Source organism: Brevibacillus brevis (assembly GCF_022026395.1).
Lineage (GTDB): Bacteria > Bacillota > Bacilli > Brevibacillales > Brevibacillaceae > Brevibacillus.
The window spans coordinates 772,371-795,717 of sequence record NZ_CP041767.1 but is presented as its reverse complement, the minus strand read 5'-3'; the positions used below and the strand labels follow the sequence as shown (position 1 = coordinate 795,717).

Here is a 23,347-nt window from a genome sequence, read left to right as displayed (position 1 = left end):
GAAAGACAATGAACGCTCATGATAAAGCCTTTCGCAGATTTCTGATCATTTGGTCAGGGCAGCTGCTTTCCGCCATCGGTAGTGGACTTACCGCTTTTGTCTTGGGTGTCTTTGTTTTTCAACAGACCCAATCTACCATGAGCTATTCGTTCATCATTCTCTTCTCTTTTCTCCCCTCCTTCCTTTTACTCCCCTTTAGCGGGGTGTTTGCAGACAGGTTTGACCGCAAGAAAATGATGGTCATTGGCGATCTCGGTTCCATAGCTGGTATCTTGTTCATCTTGCTTGTCATGCTGTCCGGGCGCATGGAATTATGGCACATCTATTTGGGGGTCTGCATCAGCTCGATCTCTGCCGCTATTCTAAACCCAGCCTATAAAGCAGCCGTCTCCGATCTGGTTTCGGAAGAGATGTACTCACAGGCAAGCGGACTCATCCAACTGGCAAGTTCAGCTCAATATCTTATTTCCCCACTGATTGCAGGATTTCTTCTCAGTGCTTTTGATATCCAGCTCGTCTTACTCATCGATATGATGACCTTCCTTTTAGCCGTCGGCGCCGTGCTGATGATTATGAAACACGATGCCACTCCCCAGACACATGAAAGACAAAGCTTTTTTCGCGAAATGTCTGAAGCCTTCCGCTATCTCCTTTCAAAGAAAGGCGTTTTCTCGTTCGTTCTGTTAATGTCCGTCGTGTGCTTTTACATCGGGTTGCTGCAATCGCTTTTTGGGCCTATGATGCTGACATTCACTGATTCCAAGACATTTGGTATCGCCCTCTCTGTATCTGCATCAGGTATGCTCGTCAGCAGCCTTTTGATCGGACTGTTCAGTATGGGAAAAAGCAAAGTGTTCATGCTGTCCTTCTCTCTCGTACTTGCTGGCTTGTTTTATGCCCTGATGGGTGTGTTTACTTCCGTTTGGCTGATTATGGTTTTTGGCTTCCTCTTTTTCATCACGCTTCCCTTTGTGAACACCAGCCTCGAGGTACTCATTCGAACGAATGTCGAGAATGAACGGCAAGGCAGAGTGTGGTCGATGATCACGGCTATTTCACAAATCGGGTTCGTACTGGCATTTGGATCGGCGGGATTTTTGGCGGATCATGTATTTAAGCTACTAGGAATCGTAATTGGACGCGTAAGAAAGATACGGGATTTGGAAGGAATGACACGGAAAGGTAACTATTCGCACAAATAAAATATTTTCTCAAAATCTATGCAACTTATTCATATATTCCTCCGTCTTGAATGTCGAGTTCATGAAACTTACACCTAGAAGGAGGAAGATTCAAATGAAAAAAGCAATATCTACTTCGTTGGTTGCTATTCTACTCGCAACTAGTGTACCTGCTGCTCTGGCGGCTGACCTGGAAAGCAAAGGAAAAGGTAATGGCAAGCCCGAAGTAAAGGCAGAAGCAAAAGATAAATCGAAAGAAACTTCTGTCAAAGAATCTGATACCGATACTGATAGCGACGATGAGAACTCAACTGAAGCTAGCACAGAATCCAACATCAAAGACGTAAAATTGAAAAAAGAGCTGATCGAGCTTCGCCAAGAGCTCAAGCATGCAGCGGAAATCACGGAAGATCAAAAAGCGAAATACGAGCAGCTGGTATCTGAACTGGAAAAAACCGCTGACAAACATGGAGCTTTGGAAGTACAGCTTGAGCTTCTTCAGCGCACGTACCAAAAAGGAGATCACACACCATTCAAAAAGCTTGGAGAACTCCTTGAGAATACTGGCTCGACAGAAGTGAAAGCATTCGTAGATGGACAACAGGTAAAAGCTGACGTGGCACCGTTTGTAAAAGGTGGAAGAGCGTTGGTGCCTGTACGTGCTATCAGTTCCGCATTGAAAGCGGAAGTGAACTGGAAGCCAGAGACTCGTAGCGTAGAAATTACGCGTGGCGAAAAATCCATCACGCTGTACCTCGATAAAAAAGAAGCAACTGTTGATGGGAAAACCATTTCTCTGGACACTGCACCTGTACTGAAAAATGGACGTGTATTCCTGCCTCTGCGCTTCATCAGTGAACAACTGAACGCGAAAGTAGAATGGCAAGAAGAAGGCAAAATCGTCATCATCGACGACCTTCAAGCCGCTAACGAATCCGAGCAGGATAAAGACTCCACCGATACATCTGCAAAGTAATACAGGCTACAAGCCCTCACATAGCTGAGGGCTTTTTTACCATTAGGTCTACCTTTGCTCGTAAATAAAAAAAATAGCGGATCTCATTCGCTCCTTTCAGCAATGAAATCCGCTATTTTTTATTTTTACCAACACTTTTGCTATGCTCCAAACCGCTGGCGGTACCCGCATCTTCTACATAATTCCTCGACAGCTTCCCTGCGAGAAAATCCTTCTACCAGATTATTGGCCCGCTCGCCATCCACAATATCAGTGAAAGAGTTCTGATTGATATTCCCTAGATTAATGACCCCTTCCCCATCGAGACAACACGGCACAACGGTTCCATTTTCGAGAATCGCCGCTTGCGTGCGCAATCCATGGCAAAAGCCTTTTCCATCATCTTCAGGCGCTGTCAAACTCGGCCACTGGAATTCGTAATCTTGGTTCAAATAAACGCGGTCATCGATTTTTACCCCGCTGCCCGGCACTACTTTCTCTTCGATCCGATAGTCCAGCCCAAATTCTTTCTCAATGATTTCGAGAGTCTGGCGGTTTCTACTCTTTTGAATGTTCGTGGCGTTATCCTGTGTCAAATTCCACAGACGGAAAGAAAAAATTACTTGATGCTCCCGAGCTTCCCGAACAAATGAAAGAATCTCGCGCAAATAACCTTCACGGTTGGTTGAGCCGATATGCCCGTCAAAGCTGTGAAGCGAGAAGTTCATTTGTCGGAGAGCAGGCTTGCCCAGCAATTTATGCCGATTTTTCGCGATCAGCGTTCCATTTGTGGTGATATTGACCTTGAAGCCTTTCTCATGGCTGATATCAAGCAGCTCATCAATTTTGGGGTGGAGAAGCGGTTCTCCTTTGACGTGCAAATAAATGTAATCCGTGTGCGGTTTGATCTCATCCAGCCTTTTCGCAAAGTCTTCTACTTTAATAAAACTTTTACCGCGTTCCGTTGGCGGACAAAAGGTACAGGCGAGATTGCAAACGCTGGTGATTTCTATATAGACTTTCTTAAAGGTTTTCAAGATGTTTTCCCCATTCCCGATGCCTATGATTGATCATACCCATCATAGTAACATAGGAGGGCTTTTACAGGTAACGGTGTATTCTGGTGGTTTAAACGAAATCTCGCGTCACTCGATCCTTATTACACGCCTTATATAGACATCAAGGTCTGCGTCATAGTATCCGATTTTTTCATCCACTTGCTTCCGTAAGGGGCAAATTCATCCCCTACCTTTTTCATAGTCCTCTTTCAGCATTCCGTATATCTCTACATCCACAATCCCTTTGCCCGACCATAGCGTTGCTTGTCTAAGTGTTCCTTCCTTCATGAAGCCATTCTTCAACAATACTTTTTTCGAGGTCTCATTCGGAGGCATCACTTCCGCCTGTATTCTGTTGACGTTGACATCCATGAACAAAAAATGGAGCAATATGTTTACCGCTTCTGTCGCAATCCCTTTTCCCCAATGCGCTTCGGACAAGAAGTAGCCAATCGTCACCATGCTTACCTTTTGCTGAAAGTCGAAAGCTTCGATAATGCCAAGCAAGTGATCTGGGTTATCATTGGCGAATATCCCCCATTTGATCCTGGATTTTTTCAAATAGTCTCTCTCAAAATGCCCGATCATGTTTTTCACTGTCGCTTTATTATGCTTGGGGATAATCCCGCAGTATGCAAATACATGGTCATTGCTGTAGATTTCAAATACTTCTTCCAAATGCTGCTCTTCGATTTTCTTCAAGGTGAACCGATCTGAACTTAGAATGGGAAATTGGTTAAAAAGTACGTCAACGTTCATGATTTCAGCTCCATCTTTTGATATTCTCTAACTTCTTATTTTTTCCAACATGCCCCTTTTTCCTCCTTATCCACCTAATAGAAACAGGTATGGAAGCTTGCCTCCATACCCGCATCATTCATTTCAAGAATAGTAGATAGACAGCCATAATCCCTGAATCTGCAAGGATATGACTGATGATCGAACCCATCAGTGAGTTGCTCTTGTCTCGCATATATCCCCAAATCATTCCCGCCAAAAAAACCGGAAAAATCATCGCAATATTATACGGCCAGCTAAACAAAGGAATGATGGAGAGGAAATGATACAAGCTGTAAAACAATGACGTCAGCAAAATCATGGTTCGCTTTGTCCGCTTTCCTTCCAGCTTTTTAAATAAATATCCTCTCCAGTAGATTTCCTCAAGAAACGGATTGATCACTAGCAAAACAAGGATGAGCCAAACGACAAGATTGCCTGAGAAATCCCATTGTACCAATAAATTTTGCAGATCATCCTTATCAAACAAAAAGCTGTGAAAGAAATATCCCGCAACAATCATGGTGAGAAAGAAAAGAAATCCAGCCAAAATGCCGTGATATATATTGGGGCGGTTGATTCCCAATCCCATTAGCCTGAATGTGTCCCGCCATGTATTTCTTTTCAAAACGATCATGTCCACAAACGGAACCGCAAACAGCCATCCGTAAAATAACAGAAACGTTATTGGCACGCTACTCATGACTTGTAAACCCAAAAAGATCATGATTGTTGGCCCTAGAAATAACAGTACATGCTTCATCGTATCCCCACCAAATCATGGCTTGTTTTTACTAACAAGATTGTAGCCGGGAACACAAAAAGCGAGTAGTACCAACTTCTCGTAGTACCCAAAAAAACGAGGGCATGGATCACTCCAGCCCTCGTCTTATTTCTACCCACTCACTCATCTAAATGAGCATCCCGGCAATCGCTGCGCTCAACAGATTCGCCAAGGTTGCCGCAACTACTGCACGCAAGCCCATCTCCGCAAGGTCTGATCTTCTTGACGGAGCAAATCCGCCCAAGCCGCCAATGACCATAGCCAGCGCAGCCAGATTGGCAAAGCCGCAAAGGGCGAAGCTGATGATCACAACACTTTTTTGCGACAAATGCGCAATCTCAGGGGCAAAAGCCGTGTATGCCACAAATTCGTTGAGAATAATTTTTTGCCCGATGAAAGAACCGGCTTTTAGCGCTTCCTCCCATGGAACCCCGATCATAAAAGCAATCGGCGCGAACAGGTAGCCTAAAATGTGCTCGAGCGTCAACGCTTGTATTCCCACTAACCCGCCAAGCCAGCCAATAATCGAGTTCAGCAAGAAAATCAACGAGATAAACGCGAGCAACAGCGCCCCGACACCAGCAGCTACCTTTAGCCCGTCCGAAGCTCCTCGAGCAGCCGCGTCAATGACGTTTCTGGATTCCGTATCCTTCATCACTTCTACGTGTGCTACCTTCTGTTGCTGTTCTGTTTCTGGCATGATAATTTTCGCGAGCAACAGACCACCCGGCGCTCCCATGAATGCTGCCGCCAGCAAATATTCAATCGGCACACCAAGCATCGCATACCCACCGATCACCGAACCCGAAACGCACGCCAGTCCACCTGTCATTACAGCGAACAGTTCGGACTTGGTCATTTTCTCAATATAAGGCTTTACGACAAGTGGCGCCTCAATCGGACCCAAGAAAATATTTGCAGAGGCTGACATGGATTCGGTTTCGCTCGTTTTGAGCACCCGAGACAAAAATCCACCAATAATTTTCGTAGCCCACTGCATAATTCCGAGATAATACAGGACCGAAATCAAGGAAGAGAAAAAGATAATAATCGGCAATACTTGCAGCGCAAACGTAAAGCCTGCGTTCTGTGCACCAAGTATCCCGCCAAACAAAAACTGAATTCCCGCATTCGTCGAATCAATGATGCTTTGAACAATCGACGCCAAGTACTCCAGAAGCTTTTTCCCAAAATCCCATTTCAGTACGACCAAAGCAAAAATAAACTGAATGGCAAACGCGCCAATGACCGTTCTCGGTTGAATCGCTCTGCGATTTTTCGAAAACGCAATGGCTATAATAAAAATTCCCAGGATGCCGAGAACTCCCCAAATATATTGCATGAACATACCCTTTCTGTATCGCCAGCTGTGTCGATTTCTAAGATGACTTGCTTTGTTTTAAATCGCTTTTTTCGCTAATTCTGTCATGTAATCAAAGAATGCATCACGGTCTACGTCGTAAACCACATGTACCGGGCGTCCTTCAGTCGTCTCAACGGTTCGACCTTGGCTAGCACCATCTGTAATGACGATGCTGTTAACCGTTTGCACCTTTACAAGATCACTATTGCCAACAAATGCTGTGGTTAATACATCCCACAGGTAGTAAGTCGAGTTGGTCGAGAAGTGTACAAGCGGCGGCACCATTGCGTAGCATTGACCCAAGAAATCGATACCGATATGCTTGCGATCCTTTGCCCAGCGATCACGAACATCCAGCGTCAGTGGGACTTGGTTCGTGCTCTCCAGTGCGACCAAATCAATCTCGATTCCACTTTCCCATACACGAGCAGCCGCTTCCGGGTCCCAGAATACGTTCCACTCTGCGGTTCCATCGTGCTCAGGCTCGTGCACGTTGCCTTCTTCACGGAATGTTCCGCCCATCCACACCAGGCGTTCTACTTTTTCTTCGATGGTTGGATCGACATCCAATGCACGCGCAAGGTCAGTCAAAGGACCGGTAAACAGCAAGGTCGTTTTTCCTTCCGTTGCACGTAGCGTTTCAATCATGTGAAGATGTGCAGGCTTGTCAGCTACTGGCGTGATCACTTGTCCCGATTCATTGAGCAAGGGCAATGCATCTACATAAAATGCATGCATGCGCCAGTCTTTGGGAAAAGGATTTTTCCCGCGGGAATTGGACTCTGCTACATCCAAACCGCCGTTACCGAAACGATCAATGATTTTCCGGCTGGCAAACATCGCTGGTTCCAAATAGCAATCCGCTGGAATGACGGATACCCCTGTCAGATTCACATTGTCCATTTGGAGCAGCAAAAATAAAGAAATTAAATCATCAACGCCGCCATCATGGTTAAAGTAAATGTTTTTCTTCATCATTATGATCTCCAATCTCATACATGAACTTGTAAGAAAGTACACTGAAACCACTATTATTTGGAACCCTTCAAAAAATAATACTAAAGTTTCACTAAAAATATATAATCACAATGAAAAACGCAATCACTAGACGAAAAAAGAGGCTATCCTTCAGGACGGCCTCTGCATCTATTATTTGTTTAACAGATGGAAAACTTGCTCAACGTCTTTATCACCTCGTCCTGAAAGGTTAACAATCAGGATCTGCTCCGGTGAAAGAGTGGGTGCCAACTGCAAAGCATAGGCAATGGCATGAGCGCTTTCCAAGGCGGGAATGATTCCTTCTGTTCTCGATAGTTCTTGAAAAGCCGCCAACACTTCTTCATTCGTCACCGTATAGTATTCCGCTCGTCCACTGACTTTTAGCTGGCTATGCTCTGGGCCAATGCCAGGATAATCCAAACCAGCAGCAATCGAATACGTTTTTTGAGGTTCCCCATTTTCATCTAGTAGCACCAAACATTTAAAACCATGAAGGACGGCTGGAACCCCTTTGGTCAAGGTAGGTGCCTGATCAGGCTCCACACCAATCAGACGAACAGATGGTTCCTCTATATAATGGGCAAAAGCTCCAATCGCGTTACTGCCACCGCCAACAGCGGCGATAACCGCATCCGGCAAACGACCTTCTTTTTCCAAAATTTGTCGTTTTGATTCTTCACTGATAATCGATTGGAAATACTTTACCATCGTAGGGAACGGATGCGGACCAACCGCAGATCCCAATAGATAGAACGTGTTCTGATAGTTTTGTACCAAATCATTCAGCGCTTCATCAACTGCATCCTTCAATCTTCCTTGCCCTTTGGACACCGCTACCACTTTTGCCCCTAAAAGCTCCATTCGAAATACATTCAGGGCCTGTCTTTTCGTATCCTCCTCGCCCATATAGATCACGCATTCCATGCCAAACATCGCGCAAACAGTCGCGGTAGCAACTCCATGCTGACCTGCACCCGTCTCGGCAATAATACGCTGTGCACCCATTCGCTTTGCCAGAAGGATTTGACCGATGACATTATTGATCTTGTGCGCCCCAGTATGGTTTAAATCTTCTCGTTTTAGATAAATTTTGGCACCGCCGAGTTTTGCCGTTAAATGACGAGCAAACGTCAGCGGATTCTCACGCCCTATATATTCTTTCAGATAATACTTGTACTCTTCGACGAATTCCTCATCATCTTTATACTTTTCAAATTGCTCAGCTAAATAGTCCAATACTTCCTGCAATTGTGGAGGGACAAAGCTTCCTCCAAACTCACCGAAATATCCCTTTTTTGTCTGTTCTGTCAACGACATGCTCATCTCTCCTCAGCTATAACTAGTCCTCAATCCTTCCTTGCATTTTATAAGATCCAAAGAGCGTGTGTCAATTTAGTTTTACGATTATTCAGAATTCATTCTTCTGTTGTTAATTTTTACAAAACCATCATTTTAGCTTCATATTTTCCCAATATAGATCGGGTAGTCTAACACAAGTGGTTCATAACGTCGTTTTTTCATTCGGAGGGATATGATGAAGATTCACTTTCAAAAGAAAAGCTTGCTGATCGCAACAATCACGGCTATCTCCTTGATCGGAACACAAGGAGCAGGTGCAACGCAAAATGTAACGGAAGCACCTGTTGTAGCCGAAATTCACGAATGGAAAAATCCTCCTGCGCTCGCTGAAGGGATTAAAGAAGGTGGTTTCTCCGGTTTGGTGCATCTCCCTAACGATCCTCCTTCTATCTTTTATACATTGGCTGACCGTGGACCAAATGGTCAATATGGCAAGGACGAGCTGCGTACGTTCCCTGACCAAAACTACACACCACGCATGTACAAAATCAAAGTAGAGAACGGAAACATTCATGTTTTGGAAACAATCAAACTGCATTTGCCACAGGGCAAGATTAACGCTTTTTCAAAAACTGCCTATATCAGTGGATTGCCAAACCTCGCTGGCCCTGATGAAGTTCCCTACGATGTAACGGGGACAAAAAAGATTAGTTACGATCCAGACGGTTTGGATTTGGAAGGCATCGCTTACAGCCCGGTCGACGATACTTTTTGGTTATCCGACGAATACCGCCCATCTATTATTCAAGTAAAGCGTGACGGCACAATCCTGGGCCGCTATGTACCAAAGGGCACGAAAGAAGCCTTGGTTGCCGCAGGTGCAAAAATGGAGATTTTTGATACACTGCCAGCCGTCTATTCCAAACGCATTGCAAACCGTGGCTTCGAAGGTATCACCATCTCGCCAGACGGCAAGTTCTTGTATACTTCGATCCAAAGTCCGATGGCACTCCCTGATAAAAAGACAGGCGAAGCTTCCCGTAATCTGCGCATTTTAAAGATGGATCTCGCCACCAAAAAAGTCGTAGGCGAGTACATGTACATTGCAGAGAACGCAAAAGATTTCGTGAAAGTGAAACAGAAAGACGTCGTTATCAGCGACTTGGCAGCACTCAGCCAGGATGTGTTACTGATTGACGAGCGAGACAAAAACGCCGGTGCAGACGCACAGCTTAAGCGAATTTACAGAGCAGATTTTGCGAAAGCAACCAATTTACTCGGTACGCCAACAAGTGAGCATGACTTCGAAAAACTCACCGTTTCCCAAGTGAAAGAAAAAGGAATTGTACCTGTTTCCAAGGAATTGCTTGTGGATGTAGCCAAGCTGAACTATCCGCATGAAAAGCTGGAAGGACTAGCGATTGTGGATAAAAATACGATCGCCATTGTGAATGACAATGACTTCGGCGTTGAGGGCTATGACGAGAAGGGTAAGATTAAAATTAATAGCAATCCTACGCAGATGTATGTGATTAAAGTGGGTAAGGATTTGAAATAAGAAGGAAAAGAAGAAGTCCTGCACTTTCAGAAAGTGGCAGGGCTTCTTCGTTCCAAATAACTATAACGACGCCCAGGTATTTTCAAGCCACGAGTCTGTAAAATATTCTGTGTAAACTCTCAACCTCTAAACTACAATTAGTCTTAGAAAGGTTGGGAGATTTTTATGATGTCAAAAGAGCAGATCAAGCAGTGGATCAAGGAGAAAAACATGAAGTCTGTGGACGATGTTCAGTCAGCCTTGAAGGATTTGTTTGCTGAAACGATCCAAGAAATGCTCGAAGCTGAGATGGAGTCCTCACTTGGATATGCCAAGCATGACATGAAAAACAAGCGAACAACCAATAGCCGCAACGGTTATAGCAAAAAAACGGTTCGCTCCGAGTATGGCGAAGTCGATATTCAAATTCCTCGTGATCGTGAGGGAGAATTTGAGCCTGCCATCGTAAGGAAGCACCAGTCCAATGTAACAGGGATCGAAGATCAAATCCTCGCGCTGTATGCAAAAGGCGTATCCACACGTGATATTCAAGATCATCTACAGCAGCTCTATGGCATCGAAGTCTCACCAACACTCATTTCTAATGTCACGAACAAAATCGTTCCACTGATTAAAGAGTGGCAAAATCGCCCCTTGCAATCGGTATATGCCGTTGTTTTCTTAGACGCTATTCACTTTAAAGTAAAACAGGACGGGGCTATCGTCAACAAGGCTGCCTATATGGTCATTGGCATTGACCTTGACGGTCATAAAGATGTCCTTGGTATCTGGGTTGGCGAGAATGAATCGGCTAAATTCTGGCTACATGTACTCAATGAACTGAAAAACCGTGGAGTCCAGGATATTCTCATTACTAGCGTCGATAACCTCCGAGGCTTTACGGAGGCTATTTCAGCATGTTATCCAAAGACAGAGATTCAGAAGTGTGTCATCCATCAAATACGTAACTCTATTAAATATGTTTCCTATAAGGATTTAAAGAGAGTGACAGCTGAACTAAAGCCTATTTACAAGGCTCCAACGGAGCAAGCTGCACTGGAAGAATTCGATCAGTTTGAGCAAACTTGGGGGAGTAAATATCCCTTAATGGTACGCTCCTGGCGTTCCAACTGGGAGGAGATTGCGACCTTCTTTAAATATCCTCCAGAGATTCGAAAGCTGATCTATACAACTAATGTTATTGAAAGTTACCATCGTCAACTTCGAAAAGTAACGAAGGGAAAAGCTATATTTCCGACAGACGATGCCCTTCTAAAGATGTTATATCTCGTAACCATGGATGTCTTACGAAAATGGACGGGAAGGGTCCACAATTGGGGACAGATTCTCATGCAGCTATCTGTTTTCTTTGAGGATCGCGTACGGCCACACATCCGTTAACAAGTAAAAGAAAGGCTTCATCCCCGAAGGGATTGTCTTTTTCTACACCCACGTGTCAAGGGTTCGCTTTGCCTTACGCCCTTGACCCTGTTGGCTTCGAAAAAGATGTCCTAATTAGGGGGATGAAACCTTTTCATATATCGGTTGATTGAGTTTACACAAAAATCTTGACAGACCCCAAGCCACTGATCAAAATCAGCACCTTTTTCTCCCTCGTACGTATCATAGATATCGCTTCTCATTTTTTGCAGTTTCTCTTTGAATTCCTCGAAGGTATGACCTTTTGGCAAGCTTTTCTTAATTCTTACCAAGGCTTTCGTTGCTCCTTTGATCAAGTCGCCTTTTTTCTGAGCAGGTAATCGAACACCTTCCCCAAATGCTTTCAGTTTTTGAAAAGCAGTCTCTTGCACTTTGTACACCGTATCGTTTTCCATGATTCGCGTCAGTAATTTCATTGTTTCTTCATGCTTCCACTGACCCAATTCTTCAACAGCCTCCAAGCGCTCTCTCCAATTCGATGTACGATTGGCAGCCTTCTTTAATTCCTCAAAGTTTAGAGGAAGCTCGTTCTTCATTACAGGTTTATTCAATCGAATCTATCTCCTTCTGACTATCATCCTTCTATTATGGCATTACGTCACATGAATAACACCCCCTGCTTACATATAAATTGCTCGAAAAACTAGATCTGCTCCCGGCTCGATCACCTATGTATCCGTATCTTTGTGACAGTAGCTTCGTGGGCGTAACCGTAGATGGTTCCGTACAGGAGATGATTCAGGTACTTCTACTAGCGTCGGAACAGAGTCCAAAGCCAATGTAAAAGCCGCGAACGGATTGACCCCCACACAAGGACGAGTTAAAAGAGGTGAGAGTGTGGGGAACAAAGATTGTATAGTAAAAAAGCTTCTTGCCGCTCATGATTAGGAGGCAAGAAGCTTTTCACTTTTAATTCGGCACGGAATACAAAGACATGATACGTCTTGCAGCTTCTTGGTATCCGCCAGCGTTTCGCAAAGAGTCCCCCACCTGTATCGCACGCTCTTTATAAGTGGATTCATTCAACACTTTCAGCAAGGCATCCTTCAAAGCTGTCGGTGTGAGCTTCCCTCTATCTAACATGATACCCGCTCCCAGCTCCTCCACCCGCTTCGCCACAATCGGCTGATCGGAGCTTAATGGAATCATGACGAGGGGCACATGAAAATAGAGAGCCTCACTCGTACTGTTCATGCCAGCATGTGTAATAAAGGCGTCGGCTTGCTGGAGCACTTCCAGTTGAGGAACGTACGGTTCAACAATAAAGTTGGATGGAATATGGTCTCCGAGCGACTCCCGTTCCGTTTCTCTTCCGCAAGAAAGTACGAATTGTGCCGGAACATCTTGAAAGGCTGCAAAGCACAGTTTGTAAAATTCCACATCTTTGGTCAAAATACTGCCCATGGAAATGTATACAACCTGATCGTATGGAGCACGAAGCTTTTCAAACGGAAAAGAAGGGGCATCCGGACGCGATGTAATCGACGGCCCTGTAAAAAGGTAGCTATCGTCCAGCTTGTCAGCATCCGGTTGGAATTCACGGCTGGTAAAGACAATTTTCATGTCCCCATACTGACGGGTAATATCTTCAAGCGCAGGAACGGTAACGTTGCATATACGAGCAATGCTCTGTGCAGTCTGCGTCACTCGTTCGTTTAGTGCATCTACATCTACATCACTTGCATCAAACACTTCCACAATCTGGCTGAGCGGTTCAGCAAAGGCCAGGTTGGTTACGGAGCAGATCGTCGGAATTCCTAATTTCTCGCCTAAAATCGCCCCTCCCCATCCAAACAAAGAGTCAAAAATCAGGTAATCAAATGATTCGTTTTCTATCTGCCTGAGAATCTCGGGAATGTGGGGTTCAATAATGCCACGCAGCATAAAATCGGTGAAATGAAGAGGGTGTTTGAATTCTGTCGGGTTAAAGCCTAAATCACGAGATACTAGTTCATCCATTTGATAAGCTCGGAATTGCGCTCCAGTCTGGGCAAGCCTATCCCGATATTCTTCTGAACACATATAGACGACTTCTTCTCCGTTGTCGACTAGCTGCTTCACTAATCCCAATGTAGGATTCACGTGACCATCTGCTGGAATCGTAACATACAATACGCGTGCCACTCACTCCACCTCCAAAAGAATACCTGACTAGAAAATGTTTCCATTTCATTATAGGCTAGATCGGTGGTGAAAATGGTTAAATTCCAAATATTTCATAATTTGTTCAATATTTTATATGAAGATGTTTAGTATTGTGCATAAACCCTTATATTCCAAAAAGTTCCAACACAAAAAAATCCCTCCAGCCAACATTTCTCCATGTGAAGGGATTTCCAACCATATTATTTAATTAGGAAAGCTTCAAAAGCTCGATGCCTACAAGGAGTTTAGCTTCTTTACCTTTTTGAGATATTTAAAATATTCCTCTCGAAGCGGGTGCTTTTTACTCAACCACGGTTTGCTATCTTCCCCTGTGTAGTGAATAATGGCCGGGTCTATTCGCAGGTTGCTTTTATAAAGATGTTTGGACTGGTAATTCCACTTTGTGTCAAGCTGAAGCCAATTATCATGAAGAATCGCATTCATCGGATCTTGACTGGGATAACGAATAATACCTTGGTTCTTTTTCATGTAATCCATAATCTTGCTTGTGATGTTATGCTCTCTCCATTTTTTTAAATTCATGACTAATACTCCCGCATTAAAGTAATCACAGTCATCCGGAATAGCAAGGTCGGCATGTCTTAACTTGTTTAAACCTTGCCAAGAATCCATCACCGCTGCAAGGTAATATTGATCAACTTTTGTGTTCCATAATGGAGTGATGTCTTTTTTGATAACGATATCACTGTCCAAATAAATCACTTTTTCTACTTCTTTGTCCAGCAGGTCTGGAATCGAAATTCGATGATAGGTTTCCTGCGTAAGATGATCACGGACGAGGAATCCATCATATAGGGTCGGATCAATAGTGACGTATTTAATTTGAGCATGGAATCGTTTCACAGTTTTCGTTAAGATGGATTTATTTTTCCCAGAGACTTGACTGTCGATAACGTGAACGATGACTGGGTTTTTCGAAACCTTATTTTCAAAAAGGGAATATAACATAACTGCGAGATGTATAGCAAAACCATCATTAACGGCTGTTACAATATGAATCGTGCCCACTATTCTCCCACCCCATATCCTAATTGAGCTATATATACACACTATTCATGGACAACGTTGGTTTGTGTGATGGAAATACCTAATTATTTCTAGATGGGAGCACAATTCACAGCTGCAAACCTCCGCTGATGCCGCTTTTTTCTGTGATCGATCAGAAAACCGTTATACGACTAGAGCATGTTCCATCCATCCCCATAAAATATATAAGCTGTGAGAACGACTCGAATTCGGCACTGACCTTATCCCATAAGTTGCGGTATGGGGGTAATTTGTCCAAGCTCCAGACAGGGCACAAGAAAGTACCTATTTAAAAGGGTGATGAAATATGATCTCCTTTGTGGTTGGCAGAGGTATGGGCCATCTCGGTAGATGCATTAGCATAACGGAAAAATTGCAGCAACACCATCTTCCTATTCACGTGTTTGCCTTTCGGGAAACACATGCCTATTTATCGAAAAACCTGCACAATGACGTCCAATTAAAAGCCTTTAAATCCAAAAAATTCGAGGATGGTAAACAAACCACACTATTAATAAATGATTGGCGCTCTGATGTGCCTCGCTTTCGCAGTGAGGGGAAAGTCGGTGGAAACACAAAGCTCGTGACCCTCTACCACAGTGACTTTATCATCGGTCATAATGATTCAGCTCCGATGCAGGAATACAAAAATCGCATTGTAGAAATCGCCAATCAGTCCGATATCTTTCTCCACATGAATCTTATACCGCCTAAAGAGACCCATCCGCAAATGAACTGCATCTATATCCCTATTCCTTTAATCACCAGGGAAATCAGCCAGTCCCCGAAAGAAGTGCGACGCATACTCGGCCTTCAGCAGAACGAGTCGTTTATTCTGGTTCACATGGGCGGCGGACTCGCTAACCGTTATGAACAGATCGTGAAGTGGTATGATGAAATAAACTCGCTTGCCGGCCGCTATCGATTTGTTGTGGCAGGTCAATTGGCAGATGAAGATTACCCATTCGATGAAAGAATCATCAAAGCCCCTCTCATCCCAAATGGCAAAAATCTTGTCCAGGCGGCCAGTCTGGTCATTAGCAAACCGGGCATGGGCATTTTAGGAGATTGCATCTCTACAGGAACACCATTGCTTTTCCTCCCGCCGGATGATGCGGAACGTGAGCAAAAATTAAATATGCTAAGAGAAATAGCTAATAGTGATAAGGTATCGATCCAGGAGCCGGATGAGATTGTACCAAAGATAGAGCATGCGTTAGCCAATAAAGAGGGAATTCAAAAAAGATTTAGCCTTATCCCAACTAACGGGGCTGAGGTCGCAAGCAAAATTATCGAAATGGCATACCGGATCCCGCTATCGAAATTGGCAAAAAAACAGGAAGATCTACTGCGCTTGACGCCGTATAGCTCATTTGGAAATAAGGACGGATGACTTTGAAGCAAATAAGGAGGACTGTCTTAGGTAGAAGATCAATTTCTACTTAAGACAGTCCTCTTACTTTCACGTTTTGGTATCAGTACGATCTGCTATCGGCAGAATGTCAAATGCAATGCCTTCCACATGTGTTGGGTCGACTGTGAAAACAACAAAGAAAATGTCCACGGATTTGTTTTTGCTCTTCAGAGCGATTTGAAGCGTAACATATCTGCTCCATCTACAATATGATGTGCCTAGAACAATCTAAAGAGGTGAGCCGATGGCAGTCGTAAAAGCCAGGAACAGTGACATTGACATGTTGGCAAGGTTGCTTCGAGCCGAAGCTGTAGGTGAAGGCGAAATGGGTATGCTCCTTGTGGGAAACGTCGGAATCAACCGAATAAGAGCAAACTGCTCCGATTTTAAGGGAATACGGACAATTCCTCAAATGATCAACCAGCCGCATGCGTTTGAAGCTCTGCAACATGGTATGTACTACCAAAGGGCTAGAGATAAAGAACGCCGTCTGGCACGACGGGCTGTGAATGGGGAGCGGCATTGGCCGGGCAAATTCTCCCTCTGGTATTTTCGTCCGGGAACAGCACAAAATCCCCTGCCTTGTCCGCCGACCTGGTATAATCAGCCAAATGTAGGACGATACAAGCTTCATTGTTTTTATGAGCCGACCGCAAAAGAATGTGAAAATGTCTATAATACCTTTTAATTTTGCAGACGAAACGGCCCAGACATTACTATACGGGTGAGTTACTACAAGGGGCTTAAACGTTAGCCCCTTGTATTCTATTCCAACTTCATTCAATTAATCTCTCTTTTCGAAATCTCCAACGTTCTCCAGTGACTTATTCTCTAGCAAGATGATATCTTCTCCTTGCTGTTGTCTTCTTTTAATATTTTCTTTCCCCCAGGAACACATAACATCAACGATCTTATTCGCTGTAACTCCATTAGCTATTAGAGGCATATGACCATGTCATCTTTCAATTCCCGTTGTATTGGTACAGTTATCCGCCTTTATTGAAAAAGTGGTTTGACGATGTTTTTGCTTACGGATGGGCTTATGGATCAAATGGGGACAAAGCTTCATTTCAAGCTAGCGATGAGGAAATCAATCATAGTGAAAAGAATATATCGATTATATCTTTACGTATCGGAGTAACTGATATCTTCCATGCTCGCTGTCCCATCCTATTTTCTTAGGATAGGACAGCCCCTTATCGTTTTCATATTACTGGAATACTTCCTCAGATTTTTCTGTTAAATACCCAAAAATTACCATAACGTGATACAAGCACTGTCACTTAACTTCCCAACTCCATAACTTAATAGCAGGGAGGACAAAACAAAATATCTCCCTGCTTTATGGAGAAAGGAAGAGGATAAATGGTAACATTAGTTGTCTGCATATTTGAATCTGAAGGAAGTTTCTTCTCTGTTGTTAAGCTCAATGGGATAGAAGTTACTGTCCCTATTTCGAGCGAGGTTTATAACCTGCTTAAGCTGATCGGTGTTCCTCAATGTCCACAAGTCACTCTATAAGCTGGAAGAATTAAGTTCTGCTAAATCTTTGCTTAGAGGCTGATGCTACATCAGCCTCTTTTCCACAGTTTCACTCTAAGACTGGTCCACCATTCATACGCCTACTCTACCTATTCACTCACATATTCTTCTGTAGCTTGTGACAAGGAAAATACTTACATCTATTGTAATAAATTGTAAAATACATATGATTTCAACTACTTTTTAGGAGGTCAAACTAATGAAGTTAAAGAAACTGATGTCAGCTCTTGGACTTACAGCTTGCCTACTTTCCATGTCAGCTTCTGCATTCGCTATGGGCGATGCCAGAGAACCCGATAGTCGGGACACACCAAATTATTTTCAAGGGATCGTCGATAGTTTTGAGGGTACCATTGCAAAACAGGAATATGGAATGGATCAAGACTACTTTAGATGGACGAACAACACTGGGCAAGGAAAATCATTTTACATTAATTTCGACACCTATCAAAATCGTAGCCTAGACTATCAGATTTTTGAAATAGACCATAACGGTCAAGCCTATCAAGTATTTAAAGATACCGGACGGGAAACCTGGTTTGTCTATTTGCCTGCTAACGGTGATCTTAGAATAAAAGTTGGTGCTCAAGATGCAATAAGAGTTGACCCAAACGTGAAATACATCATTTCCTTGAGTGAGCGTCCTTGGTGGAACTAGATTTGTTATAAGATTTAGAGAGCTGCTTAGAAACGTGGTACAAGCAGCTTCTCTAAATCTTTTGCTTTCTACATGTAAAATTCTCATCTGATCTGTCGTGAAACGTTATCACTCGTAATGATTCTTGTATCCCATTTCCCTCACCAATTCCACAGGCCTTGCTGGGGCTGTCCTTTCGCTGGAATCACAAATTCATTGTTTTAACACTCCATTTTTACTTAGCTAACATCTATCGTTAGCTCAAAATGTTTGCCCACAAGAGCCGAGCGAAACCCAGGTGTCCATTCCTGAATTTCCTCGGATTTTTCAATATATCTAATGCGGACGTAGGATATGCCCCACCCAATACTTCCTGGTTCAGTCTAAAGATTCTTTCGGAAACTACCGATATAGTTAGTATTCCAAAAAATATATTTAATGGGAGTATAATAATTGACGTTATGCTCACATCTCAAAGGGGTATATCTTATGAGGATTCGAAATCATACTAGAATTTTAAAAGTAATCGCCAGTTTATCTGTTATTTTCGCGACTGTTAATTATCCAGTTATCTCCTTTGCCGAAACAGTTGATTCTAGTGAAGTCAGTGAAACAAGCAATGCAGATGACATTAATACCGGTATAGCAGACTTGGACTATGATAATGACGAAATTTTAGCAGTAAGTGGTGATGAGATAGATAGTTTTGTTCCAAAAGAAGCACTCAATCCACATGGTAAGTTTATCGTCGTCGAACGTAAAAAGAAGTCACTTTCCACTTCTCCAGTAGATATTTCCATTATTGATTCTATGGCTAATCGCACTTACCCAGGAGCACTACAACTTGCAAATCGAGCTTTTGCAGAAAATAAACCGAGTTTATTACTGGTACCAAGAAAACCTTTAACGATTAGTATTGATTTACCAGGATTGAAAAAGGAAAATTCCATTACTGTGGATAATCCAACATACGGGAATGTTTCTGGAGCAGTAGATGAGCTTGTATCAAAATGGAGCGATAATTATTCGTCAACACATACTTTACCTGCCCGATTGCAGTATGCAGAATCAATGGTTTATAGCAAATCTCAAATTGGTAGCGCTCTGAATGTTAACGCGAAATATCTTGATTCTACCTTAGGAATTGACTTTCATGCGATTGCTAGTGGAGAGAAAAAAGTGATGGTTGCGGCATATAAACAAATATTTTATACGGTAAGTGCAGAACTGCCTAACGATCCATCCGATCTTTTTGATGATAGTGTTACTTTTAAAGATTTAAAACGTAAAGGGGTCAGTGACGAATCCCCGCCTGTTATGGTATCCAATGTAGCTTATGGTAGAACCATTTATGTAAAATTAGAAACAACCTCTAAGAGCAAAGATGTAAAAGCAGCCTTTAAAGCCTTGCTTCAGAATACGGCCAATGTAGAAACGAATGCCGAGTACAAGGATATTTTTGAAGACAGTTCCTTTACAGCTGTAGTATTAGGCGGAGATTCACAAGAGCATAACAAGGTCGTTACAAAAGACTTTAGTGAAATCCGGAATATCATCAAGGATAATGCGGAATTTAGCCTGAAGAACCCAGCATATCCAATCTCCTATACAAGTGTTTTCTTAAAAGATAATGCCATTGCTGCCGTTCATAACAATACAGATTATATTGAGACTACCGCTACAGAATATTCAAAAGGTAAAATATCGCTTGGTCATTATGGCTGGTATGTCGCTCAATTTGATGTATCCTGGGATGAAGTTTCCTATGATAAAAATGGGGAAGAAGTACTCACACATAAAACGTGGGAAGGAAGCAACCAAGACAGAACCGCTCCTTTCACGACAGTCATTCCTCTGCCACCTAATGCAAAGAACATAAGGATTTTTGCGAAAGAATGTACCGGCCTTGCTTGGGAGTGGTGGAGAACCGTTATTGATGAGTACAACATTCCATTATCGAATGAAATTAAAGTTGAAATTGGCGGAACGACATTAAACCCAACAGGTGGTATTACATTTAAATAGTTATGAAAAGAAACGGCTGAAATCCTTTTTATTAGGACTTCAGTCGTTTTTCTTTTTCTTATTCCTATGCAGGAGGAAAAGGTACAACGCAAAATGGGGCTAAAAACAGGGTAATTGGAAAACTTTGTCGAAATTAGTCATAGTTCTTTATTCCTGCATGCATTTGCAGTCAGAAAGGAGTTCGTAGAATGCAACAACGTACCTCTAGGACAACACTTAATCAACCCAACAAGTCAGCCACCAACCAAGCGAATAGGACGGTAGGTGGTCAAACAAGGCCGGCTGTCTCACAGGTAAATAGGGCAACAAACCAAGGAGGGGCAGGGAGTCAAAACAACGGAACAAACAGTCCTAACACCGTTTTGTGCCGCAAATGTAAGTCACCGCAAATTGTAGCCAACAAGAAAGGCTACAGCTTCGTTAACCTGTTTAAAACTCTTGGATGGATGGTATTGCTCCCTACCTTATTGCTTGTAATAGTAGGATTAATAGGATGGGTATTACTCATGAATCAATCACCATATGATTTGACTGAAATTATTCTCGCTATTATTGTAATAATTTGTCAAATTTCAATCGGTTTATCTATACCTGTCAGCATCCTAGTTGGCTTTGTCGGTAGAAATGAAATCGTAAACGGCTGTATGAATTGCGGCTTCAAATGGTCACCCGCCAAGAAGAAGTAAAATTTGAGAGGGGGAAAAGGCCAATATGCGCTACTGCCCTTTTCCCCCTCTTTTTGGTTATATGAATTCGCTTCGATTATTTGCGTTATAAAAAACAGAGAGGGTTTCACCTCTCTGTTAAGCCAATACCTCTCCATTATTAGTTTTCCTGACCAACAGTGAGCAACACTCCACATGTGTCGAGTATCCAGTGAGAATAAATATGATGTATTTCCCACCCAATCTATAAGTAAGTCACATATCATCTCACAAAATATTTCATTATTTCGAAACGAACAGGGAGGGTAACAGTTGCATCATTTCATTCACATGCGGTGATTCTCCAAACATGAGATGCTTGTTCCAATCTTCCGTGCCAAGTTCCCTATCACCCATTTTGATAAAACACAAGCCTCTCCGATAGTAAATATCTTGTTCGTCTGCATCAGAAAACGCTAAGGCCTCTGTATAATCGGAAATGGATAATTGCCACTCCTTCTGTGCTTCATACACCCATGCACGGTTGTAAAGGACGGTTGCATTTTTCTCTAGTGCAATAGCTTCAGTTAGATCAGCTATGGCCCTGTCATACTCCCCCATCTCACAGTACAGGACAGCCCTATTTGTCCAAGCGGCCATCATTTCCCTATCCTTGTTTAGGGCAGCGGTAAACGTTTTTAGTGCTTGATCATTATTGCCATCCGACATTTCAATTAAACCTAGTGTACACAGGAGCCGCGCATGATCAGGCTCTATTTCCAAACCGAATTCAGCATCTTTTCGGGCCATTTCTAATTTCTCCATTTGATACAATAATGTAGCTCTGTTAAGTAATCCATCAAGATTTTCGGGGTCTATTTCAAGCAAGTAGTCATAGTCCGCCATTGCTTTCACCACATCTCCAAGACGATTGAAGGCAGTAGCTCGATTGAAATAAACCTCTGGAAACGGAGGACTAAGCTTTACCGCTTGGTTATAATCTTTAATGGCTTCATCCAGTCTCCCCATTCGGCTATAAAGGTTTCCACGATCAAAGTAATATTCTGGATAATTGGAATCAATCTGTATCACTTGGCTAAATGTTTCAGCTGCTTCTTCAAACCTTTTTAAAGCTACGTAAATCAGCCCTTTATTATGAAGCAACACCGAGCGATGCAACAGATGTTCATCAGGAGCAAGAGTCTGATTTAACCTTTGCCATCCTTCCGTAACCAATCGAAGCGCTTCTTCAGGATTATCCATATGTAACTCTACTAAAGCCAATCCATTTTGGTTAAATACTTGTTGAAATGCACGTTCTTTTTCATCTTCAATCCATTCTGCCAAATCAATGGCTTTTTGTATCCATTCTCTCGCCTTCTCGTGTTCTCGTTCTCGGTGATGCCTCGTATAGTACATCGAAAATCCATATGAAATTTGCATATGAACTCTAAAATCATCAGTGTTTGCGTACACTTCTCCTAAAAGCGTCGGTATATCATCAGTTTCACCCAATGCAGCCAGAGACGTAGCCATTTTCATTGTAAAATACCGGCTATTATCAAATTCGCTGCTCCAATTCGTCAGTTTCCGGCCACGTAGGCTCATATCGATAGTCGCATCGTAAAAACCCATGTTAATGCTATAACTAACTGCTTTAAACAACGCTTCGCTTGCCAATTTCTCAGAAGTACCGCGCTCCAGGTGAAACGGAATGGCGCCTAAGTGCAGTGACCACTGCTCTTCTTTTCTAAGAGATTCTGCCCGCTCTTCGTGAAGGCTCTGACGAATTTCAATAGGAGTTGCTTCATAGGCGAGCAATTCCTGCTCACAATCTGATGTGCAGTCAGAAAATATGTATCGTTTCGTTAGCTCAAGTCGCTGTTCGTCAGATAGATTTACTATCCCCCTATCTTGTTCGATGTCAGAAAGAATAGTAGTAGGCTCCGTATACGTTTGTAACGCCTTTTTCAGGGCTTCCTTTTCCACTATTTCACTTGAACTTACGATCACCTGAATCAGGTCAGACTTCACACGACGCAGAAGTGTACTTATAAATTCTGCATCAAGTTGATCACAGGCCTGCACATTTTCAAAAACCAGGGTCAATTTTCCCATTCGTTCCCGATTTGCTAATGCCAATAAAAGATCGATCAAACCATTCGACATGCGAAGTGTACGCAATTTCGAATAATAACGTGTTCTCTCTTTCGGAATAGCAAGAGAGGTAAGTGTTTCTACACTAACAGGAATGACTGCTTTCAGTTCTGGTGCTATGGATAAGATCTCGATGCAGTGTGATAAAATCAGGTCTGGCCATTTCGAATAAGCTTCTGGAATAATCTGGCGCAGAAGGTCACCAGTACCTGTATAGGGTCCTCTAAGATTGCAATGACAATTGCTGACATAACATGTGGAGTATTGCTCTTCGAAGTACTTCTTTTCTCGGTCGCTGCGTCGAGATCCAATCAGCCATTGGTGTGTAATCGATTGTTTCATT

General features: G+C 43.0%; 19 protein-coding genes and 1 pseudogene. 10 read left to right on the top strand and 10 right to left on the bottom strand.

Features of this window, described 5'->3' with window-relative positions; all coding sequences use genetic code 11:
• The first annotated feature begins 8 nt into the window (after positions 1–8).
• Both FO446_RS04115 and FO446_RS04110 read left to right on the top strand, forming a co-directional pair.
• Positions 9–1,202, top strand: coding sequence for an MFS transporter (locus tag FO446_RS04115; protein WP_173610573.1), 1,194 nt, complete (start codon positions 9–11; stop codon positions 1,200–1,202).
• A 94-nt stretch (positions 1,203–1,296) separates the two neighbouring features.
• Positions 1,297–2,157, top strand: a complete 861-nt coding sequence (locus FO446_RS04110; protein WP_173610574.1) for a copper amine oxidase N-terminal domain-containing protein — start codon at positions 1,297–1,299, stop codon at positions 2,155–2,157.
• A 140-nt stretch (positions 2,158–2,297) separates the two neighbouring features.
• On the opposite strand, the gene FO446_RS04105 is transcribed toward FO446_RS04110, so the two are convergent.
• From FO446_RS04105 to trpB, 6 genes are all read right to left on the bottom strand, one after another.
• Positions 2,298–3,173 carry a radical SAM/SPASM domain-containing protein gene (locus FO446_RS04105; RefSeq protein ID WP_173610575.1) on the bottom strand — a complete coding sequence of 292 codons (876 nt, stop codon included), beginning with the start codon at positions 3,171–3,173 and terminating at the stop codon, positions 2,298–2,300.
• A 201-nt stretch (positions 3,174–3,374) separates the two neighbouring features.
• Positions 3,375–3,953 (bottom strand): GNAT family N-acetyltransferase, encoded by a 579-nt coding sequence (locus FO446_RS04100; protein WP_173610576.1) that lies wholly within the window; start codon positions 3,951–3,953, stop codon positions 3,375–3,377.
• Between the two features lie 118 nt (positions 3,954–4,071).
• Positions 4,072–4,734: a CPBP family intramembrane glutamic endopeptidase gene (locus FO446_RS04095; protein ID WP_237899974.1), complete on the bottom strand. Its 663-nt coding sequence runs from the start codon at positions 4,732–4,734 to the stop codon at positions 4,072–4,074.
• Between the two features lie 148 nt (positions 4,735–4,882).
• Positions 4,883–6,097: a NupC/NupG family nucleoside CNT transporter gene (locus tag FO446_RS04090; RefSeq protein ID WP_173610578.1), complete on the bottom strand. Its 1,215-nt coding sequence runs from the start codon at positions 6,095–6,097 to the stop codon at positions 4,883–4,885.
• Positions 6,098–6,154: 57 nt separating this feature from the next.
• Positions 6,155–7,093: a nucleoside hydrolase gene (locus FO446_RS04085; protein WP_237901042.1), complete on the bottom strand. Its 939-nt coding sequence runs from the start codon at positions 7,091–7,093 to the stop codon at positions 6,155–6,157.
• A gap of 174 nt (positions 7,094–7,267) precedes the next feature.
• Positions 7,268–8,434, bottom strand: coding sequence for a tryptophan synthase subunit beta (gene trpB, locus FO446_RS04080; protein WP_232773960.1), 1,167 nt, complete (start codon positions 8,432–8,434; stop codon positions 7,268–7,270).
• 214 nt (positions 8,435–8,648) lie between these two features.
• On the opposite strand from trpB, the gene FO446_RS04075 reads away from it, so the two are divergent.
• Positions 8,649–9,974: an esterase-like activity of phytase family protein gene (locus FO446_RS04075; RefSeq protein WP_237899973.1), complete on the top strand. Its 1,326-nt coding sequence runs from the start codon at positions 8,649–8,651 to the stop codon at positions 9,972–9,974.
• A 165-nt stretch (positions 9,975–10,139) separates the two neighbouring features.
• Positions 10,140–11,354, top strand: a complete 1,215-nt coding sequence (locus FO446_RS04070; protein ID WP_221869331.1) for an IS256 family transposase — start codon at positions 10,140–10,142, stop codon at positions 11,352–11,354.
• 110 nt (positions 11,355–11,464) lie between these two features.
• Here the strand turns inward: FO446_RS04070 and FO446_RS04065 are convergent, their stop codons facing one another.
• From FO446_RS04065 to FO446_RS04055, 3 genes are all read right to left on the bottom strand, one after another.
• Positions 11,465–11,929, bottom strand: coding sequence for a HEAT repeat domain-containing protein (locus FO446_RS04065; protein WP_419466147.1), 465 nt, complete (start codon positions 11,927–11,929; stop codon positions 11,465–11,467).
• A gap of 373 nt (positions 11,930–12,302) precedes the next feature.
• Positions 12,303–13,517 (bottom strand): macrolide family glycosyltransferase, encoded by a 1,215-nt coding sequence (locus tag FO446_RS04060; RefSeq protein WP_237899971.1) that lies wholly within the window; start codon positions 13,515–13,517, stop codon positions 12,303–12,305.
• Between the two features lie 255 nt (positions 13,518–13,772).
• The gene (locus tag FO446_RS04055; RefSeq protein WP_173610582.1) at positions 13,773–14,567 is read right to left on the bottom strand and encodes a glycosyltransferase family 8 protein; all 795 of its coding nucleotides are present in this window, start codon (positions 14,565–14,567) and stop codon (positions 13,773–13,775) included.
• A 325-nt stretch (positions 14,568–14,892) separates the two neighbouring features.
• On the opposite strand from FO446_RS04055, the gene FO446_RS04050 reads away from it, so the two are divergent.
• From FO446_RS04050 to FO446_RS04025, 6 genes and pseudogenes are all read left to right on the top strand, one after another.
• Complete coding sequence (locus FO446_RS04050; protein ID WP_221866845.1) at positions 14,893–15,978, top strand: glycosyltransferase family 28 protein; 1,086 nt, start codon at positions 14,893–14,895, stop codon at positions 15,976–15,978.
• Between the two features lie 265 nt (positions 15,979–16,243).
• Positions 16,244–16,687 (top strand): cell wall hydrolase, encoded by a 444-nt coding sequence (locus FO446_RS04045; protein WP_173610584.1) that lies wholly within the window; start codon positions 16,244–16,246, stop codon positions 16,685–16,687.
• A 245-nt stretch (positions 16,688–16,932) separates the two neighbouring features.
• Positions 16,933–17,061, top strand: a pseudogene (locus FO446_RS28990) (NAD(P)H-dependent oxidoreductase); the annotation flags it as partial.
• A gap of 679 nt (positions 17,062–17,740) precedes the next feature.
• A complete protein-coding gene (locus FO446_RS04035; protein ID WP_173610585.1) occupies positions 17,741–18,199 on the top strand; it encodes a hypothetical protein in 459 nt (152 codons plus the stop codon).
• Between the two features lie 468 nt (positions 18,200–18,667).
• Positions 18,668–20,203 carry a thiol-activated cytolysin family protein gene (locus tag FO446_RS04030; RefSeq protein ID WP_173610586.1) on the top strand — a complete coding sequence of 512 codons (1,536 nt, stop codon included), beginning with the start codon at positions 18,668–18,670 and terminating at the stop codon, positions 20,201–20,203.
• Positions 20,204–20,391: 188 nt separating this feature from the next.
• Positions 20,392–20,889: a hypothetical protein gene (locus tag FO446_RS04025; RefSeq protein WP_229087942.1), complete on the top strand. Its 498-nt coding sequence runs from the start codon at positions 20,392–20,394 to the stop codon at positions 20,887–20,889.
• 261 nt (positions 20,890–21,150) lie between these two features.
• On the opposite strand, the gene FO446_RS04020 is transcribed toward FO446_RS04025, so the two are convergent.
• Positions 21,151–23,346, bottom strand: a complete 2,196-nt coding sequence (locus tag FO446_RS04020; RefSeq protein WP_237899969.1) for a tetratricopeptide repeat protein — start codon at positions 23,344–23,346, stop codon at positions 21,151–21,153.
• Position 23,347 lies beyond the last annotated feature (1 nt).

Excerpts from the sequence above, each read along its gene's own strand:
- FO446_RS04035 (WP_173610585.1), top strand. The coding sequence starts at position 17,741 with ATGAAGTTAAAGAAACTGATGTCAGCTCTTGGACTTACAGCTTGCCTA.
- FO446_RS04100 (WP_173610576.1), bottom strand. The coding sequence starts at position 3,953 with ATGAACGTTGACGTACTTTTTAACCAATTTCCCATTCTAAGTTCAGAT.
- FO446_RS04025 (WP_229087942.1), top strand. The coding sequence starts at position 20,392 with ATGCAACAACGTACCTCTAGGACAACACTTAATCAACCCAACAAGTCA.
- FO446_RS04075 (WP_237899973.1), top strand. The coding sequence starts at position 8,649 with ATGATGAAGATTCACTTTCAAAAGAAAAGCTTGCTGATCGCAACAATC.
- FO446_RS04050 (WP_221866845.1), top strand. The coding sequence starts at position 14,893 with ATGATCTCCTTTGTGGTTGGCAGAGGTATGGGCCATCTCGGTAGATGC.
- trpB (WP_232773960.1), bottom strand. The coding sequence starts at position 8,434 with ATGTCGTTGACAGAACAGACAAAAAAGGGATATTTCGGTGAGTTTGGA.
- FO446_RS04090 (WP_173610578.1), bottom strand. The coding sequence starts at position 6,097 with ATGCAATATATTTGGGGAGTTCTCGGCATCCTGGGAATTTTTATTATA.
- FO446_RS04045 (WP_173610584.1), top strand. The coding sequence starts at position 16,244 with ATGGCAGTCGTAAAAGCCAGGAACAGTGACATTGACATGTTGGCAAGG.
- FO446_RS04020 (WP_237899969.1), bottom strand. The coding sequence starts at position 23,346 with ATGAAACAATCGATTACACACCAATGGCTGATTGGATCTCGACGCAGC.
- FO446_RS04115 (WP_173610573.1), top strand. The coding sequence starts at position 9 with ATGAACGCTCATGATAAAGCCTTTCGCAGATTTCTGATCATTTGGTCA.
- FO446_RS04095 (WP_237899974.1), bottom strand. The coding sequence starts at position 4,734 with ATGAAGCATGTACTGTTATTTCTAGGGCCAACAATCATGATCTTTTTG.
- FO446_RS04085 (WP_237901042.1), bottom strand. The coding sequence starts at position 7,093 with ATGAAGAAAAACATTTACTTTAACCATGATGGCGGCGTTGATGATTTA.
- FO446_RS04110 (WP_173610574.1), top strand. The coding sequence starts at position 1,297 with ATGAAAAAAGCAATATCTACTTCGTTGGTTGCTATTCTACTCGCAACT.
- FO446_RS04065 (WP_419466147.1), bottom strand. The coding sequence starts at position 11,929 with ATGAAGAACGAGCTTCCTCTAAACTTTGAGGAATTAAAGAAGGCTGCC.
- FO446_RS04030 (WP_173610586.1), top strand. The coding sequence starts at position 18,668 with ATGAGGATTCGAAATCATACTAGAATTTTAAAAGTAATCGCCAGTTTA.
- FO446_RS04070 (WP_221869331.1), top strand. The coding sequence starts at position 10,140 with ATGATGTCAAAAGAGCAGATCAAGCAGTGGATCAAGGAGAAAAACATG.